Source organism: Dietzia maris, assembly GCF_014144855.1.
Classification (GTDB): Bacteria; Actinomycetota; Actinomycetes; order Mycobacteriales; family Mycobacteriaceae; genus Dietzia; species Dietzia kunjamensis.
In genome coordinates, this window is sequence record NZ_JAALDN010000037.1 from 1 (window position 1) to 4,427 (window position 4,427).

4 protein-coding genes are annotated in these 4,427 nt (G+C 70.1%); all 4 read right to left on the reverse strand.

The window, feature by feature from the left end:
- Nucleotides 1-2,079: DEAD/DEAH box helicase (locus G6024_RS01355; protein ID WP_159147694.1), on the reverse strand; the 2,079-nt coding region annotated here is incomplete at its 3' end.
- Nucleotides 2,063-3,124: a twin-arginine translocase subunit TatC gene (gene tatC, locus G6024_RS01360; protein WP_132063311.1), complete on the reverse strand. Its 1,062-nt coding sequence runs from the start codon at nt 3,122-3,124 to the stop codon at nt 2,063-2,065. The genes G6024_RS01355 and tatC, both read right to left, overlap by 17 nt.
- 12 nt (nt 3,125-3,136) lie before the next feature.
- Nucleotides 3,137-3,559: a Sec-independent protein translocase subunit TatA gene (gene tatA / locus G6024_RS01365; RefSeq protein ID WP_067714472.1), complete on the reverse strand. Its 423-nt coding sequence runs from the start codon at nt 3,557-3,559 to the stop codon at nt 3,137-3,139.
- Between the two features lie 108 nt (nt 3,560-3,667).
- Nucleotides 3,668-4,427 (reverse strand): helix-turn-helix transcriptional regulator (locus G6024_RS01370; protein WP_159147696.1); only part of this gene is annotated, 760 nt, incomplete at its 5' end.

Sequence of the window (4,427 nt, forward strand, 5' to 3'; positions counted from 1 at the left end):
GGCCAGCGAATCGGCGTCGGCGTCGACCTCGGCGGTGAGCGCGGCCACGTCGGCGTCGGCGTGGGCCCAGCGCTCGTGGAGGCGGGCGAGCTTGTCCATCCGGGGGTCCTCGTGCAGCGGGTGCTGCCGGAGTGCCCGGCGCCCCGCGGCGATCCGCGGGTCCTTGCGGACCGGCTTACCGCCGGCGTTCTTCATCCGACCCTTCGCCTTGCCCCGCAGGTGCTCCATCCGCTGGACCAGAGCCCGCTTGGCGCGCCCGTCGAGCTTGCGGCGGCCCTTGGGCAGGTCGACCCGACCCACGGGGATCGGGGGCGAGGCGAAGTCGTTCTGGCGTAACCAGCCGGTCCACCCGGTGTCGGTGAGACAGAGCAGCGCGGGGTCGGACTGGATGTCGGTCCGGACCTGCAGCACGGTCGCCACCATGCCGAATCGTTTGCGGCCCACGGTGATCACGGAGCCGGCGGTCTGCTTGAGCATGGCCGCGCGCACGGACGCCAGCCGGTCGTCCCGGTTCGACTTCTCGGCCTTGCGTTCGAGACGGCTGAGCTCGGCGCGCAACCCCATGTACTCGTCGAGGTCCTCGTCTCCCCCGGCCTCCTCGAGCGACGCCCGCATGCGGTCGCGCTCATCGGACCGGCGCTCGATGGCGCGGGACCGGGACACCAGGGTGCGGTCGGTCTGGAACTGGGCGAACGACCGGCCGATCAGGATGGTGGCCTCCTCGACGCCGAGCTGCTCGACGAGGTTGACCGCCATCGAATAGTCGGGAGCGAAGGCACTGTGCAATGGGAACCGCGGGGTGTCGACGAGCGCGGACAGGGCGTCCAGGTCGAGGTCCGGCTGGTCGAGCACGACTGCCGTGCCCTTGGTGTCGATGCCCCGTCTGCCGGCCCGGCCCGTGATCTGTGAGTACTCCGCGGAGGTGAGCATCGCGTGGGTGTCGCCGTTGAACTTGGTCGTCTTCTCCAGCACCACCGCGCGAGCCGGCATGTGGATGCCCAGCGCCAGGGTCTCGGTCGCGAACACGACCTTGATCAGCCCTGCGGAGAACAGCTCCTCCACGATGGTGCGGAAGAGCGGGAGCATCCCGGCGTGATGGGCGGCGAGCCCGTTGACCAGCCCGGCGCGGAACGAGGTGAAATCGAGGGCGTCGAGGTCGTGTTGTGGGACCTCGGCGCAGGCGGCGTCCACGTGTGAGGCAATACGCCGGGCCTCCTCCCCGGTGGTGAGCCGGAGGCGGGCGCGACGCATCTGAGCGACCGCGCCGTCGCACCCCGCCCGGGAGAACACGAAGTAGATGGCCGGCAGGAGTCGCTCGTCGTCGAGCTTCTCGATGACGTCCTGGCGTCTGGCCCACTGCGCTCGGGGCCGGGCCGTGACCCGCTCCTCGTGGTAGCCGCTCCGGGACCGTCTGCGCTGGTCGGCAGCGGCCCGGATGGGGATCAGGTCCCCGTCGGTGTAGAGCATGTGGGCCAGCGGCACGGGACGGTGCTCGGACAGCACCACCGCGGTGTCGCCACGGATCTCGGTGATCCAGTCGCCCAGCTCGTCGGTGTTGCTCAGGGTGGCGGACAGCCCGACCAGGCGGACGACCGGATCGAGGGTGAGGATGATCTCCTCCCACACGACGCCCCTCGAGCGGTCCCCGAGGTAGTGGATCTCGTCCATCACCACGCAGTCCAGGTCGTGGAGCGCCGACGAGCCGCTGTAGATCATGTTCCGCAGGACCTCGGTGGTCATCACCACGATGGGCGCGTCCGCGTCGATCGAGTGGTCGCCGGTGAGCAGCCCCACGTTCTCGGGGCCGAAGCGCGTGCGGAACTGCCGGAACTTCTGGTTGCTCAGCGCCTTGATCGGGGTGGTGTAGAAGCAGCGCCCTCCCCCGGCGAGCGCCCGGTGAGCCGCGTATTCGCCGACGAGGGTCTTGCCGGACCCGGTGGGCGCCGAGACGAGCAGGTTGCTTCCCGCGTCGAGGGCGGAGAACGCCTCCAGTTGGAAGGGGTCAGGCGAGAACCCCTCCCCGGTGAGGAAGTCCCCGAGCAGGTGATCGGTCCGGGGACGGTCAGGTGATGTCGTCATAGAGTGAACCGCCACCGGCCGGGGCCTGGAGCGGTCGGGTGTCGCCGGGCGTTCGGGTGCCGGTGTCCGGGGCCGGGGTGGTCAGAGGGGCGGGCCGCTCGAGTGGGCTGGATCCGCCGAGGTCGTCGGCGGGGCCGAGGGGCGAGGCGGATTCGTCGTCGACCTCGAGCCAGTCGGCGCGGGACTTGTTCTTGCGCTTGTCATGCAGGCGGGCGAACTGGATCGCGCCCTCGACGAGGATGGTCACCGCCAGTGCGAGGGCGAGCATCGAGAACGGGTCCTGGCCGGGCGAGGCCACGGCCGCGAAGACGAAGATGCCCATGATGATCCCGCGGCGCGACTTGGCGAGAACCTCGTAGCTCACGACCCCGGCGACGTTGAGCATCGCGATCAGGAGCGGGATCTCGAAGCTCACGCCGAAGATGAGGATGAGCTGGATGAGGAACGTGAAGTACTGCGTGCCGGACAACGCGGTGGTCTGGACGTTGTCGCCGATCGAGAGCAGGAACTCCAACGCGTGGACGATCACGACGTAGGCGAGCACCGCGCCGCCGATGAACAGCACCGCGGCCAGGATGGTGAAGACGACCCCGTAGCGCTTCTCGTTCTTGTGCAGGCCGGGCGTGATGAACGCCCACAGCTGGTACAGCCAGACCGGGCTGGCCAACACGATGCCGGCGGTGGCGGACACCTTGAGCCGGAGCATGAACTGCTCGAACGGTCCGGTGGCGAGCAGGCGACACTCGTCGCCGTCGTCACCGAGCTGTAGGCGCGCACCCGGGGGGATGTCGCAGTAGGGGCCGGTGAGGATCCCGCCCAACGACGGGATGCCGAAGAAGCCGCTGCCGTACCACCAGAATCCGAAGCCCAACGTCACGATGATCGCCGCCATCGCGATGAGCACGCGGTTGCGGAGCTCGTAGATGTGCTCGATCAACGGCATGGTGCCGTCGGGATTGCGGGGCCTGCGGCGGCGTCTGGTCAGCAGGCGACCGGCGCCACCCTTGCGGGTGGCGCCGGTGTCCGCGGTGTCGGTCTGCGTCATGGAGGGGTCGGCCTACTGCCCCTGCTGACCCTGACCGCCGTGGTATGGGGCGGTGGGGTCGGTGTACTGCTGCTGCCCCTGTGGCTGGTACGGCTGCTGGGGTGCCTGCGGGTAACCCTGCCCCTGGGCATTCGGCTGCCCCTGCGGCTGGTACTGCTGGGGTGCCTGCGGCTGGTACTGCTGCGGCTGGGGCTGGGCGGACTGCTGTGCCTGCGGCTGCGCGTACTGGGCGGCGTTCGGCTGCGCCTGGGTGAGAGCCTGCGGCGCGGGGTCCTCGACCGGCTTGTCGTCGTTCTGCATCTCTTTGATCTCGGACTTGAAGATGCGCATCGACCGTCCGAGGCCGCGGGCGGCGTCCGGGAGCTTCTTCGAACCGAACAGCAGGAGCACCACCGCGAGGACGATGAGCCAGTGCCAGATGCTCAACGCACCCATGTCAACCTCCGTTTGTCTGACAACGTGCCCATGCTAGCGCACCCACACCGGGCGGCGTCACCCGAGCGCTCCCCGAAACCGGCTGCTACCTGGTTATTTACCGAGAATTCACGAATCCGTCACGGAGGTCTCCCCCGGCTCCGCCGAGTACGCCTCCAGCCCCTCGACGGCGCGGCGCGCCACCTCGGCGGACAGTTCGGGATCGGCGGCCCGCACGACGTCCGCGTGACCGAGCAGGAAGCGCAGGAGCCACGCCCGGTCGTGGTAGGCGATCTCCACGTCCAGGTCGCCGTCCGGGCGGCGGACCACGCTGTGGAATCGGAACTCGTCGAGGAACCAGGCCGCGGCGGCGGGGACACGGGCGGACTCCAGGCGGACGTCGCCCTCGCCGTCGTCCTGGGGTCGGGGTCCCAGCGCGCGGCGCGGCCCCACCTCCTCGACCCCGCTCATCCGGTCGGTGCGGAACGTCCGCCACTGACCCGACTCACGGTCCACCCCGTGGACGTAGGAATGGCCGTCGGCGACGGACAGGCGTGCGGGGTCCACGACCCGGGTGGTGGAGGTGTCGGAGCTGGCCGAGTGGTAGACGAAGCGCAGCGCCCGACCGTCGTGGACGGCCGTGCGCACGACGTCCGCGTCCGAGTCGGCCGTCTCGCGTCGGGCGTCGAGCCCCCCGGCGTGCACGTCGGCGCCGGTGGCGGTCCGGAGCGTCGACAGCAGGTCGCGCAGCGCGCCCTGGTCGATCACCTCCGGCTGGTCGAGGAACACCGCCAGCCCGGTCTCGAGCGTGACCGCCTCCGCGGCGGTCAGGCGGACCGGGCGGTCAATCCCGGCGGTGAAGGTCACCTCCACGAGATCGGCGTCGTCG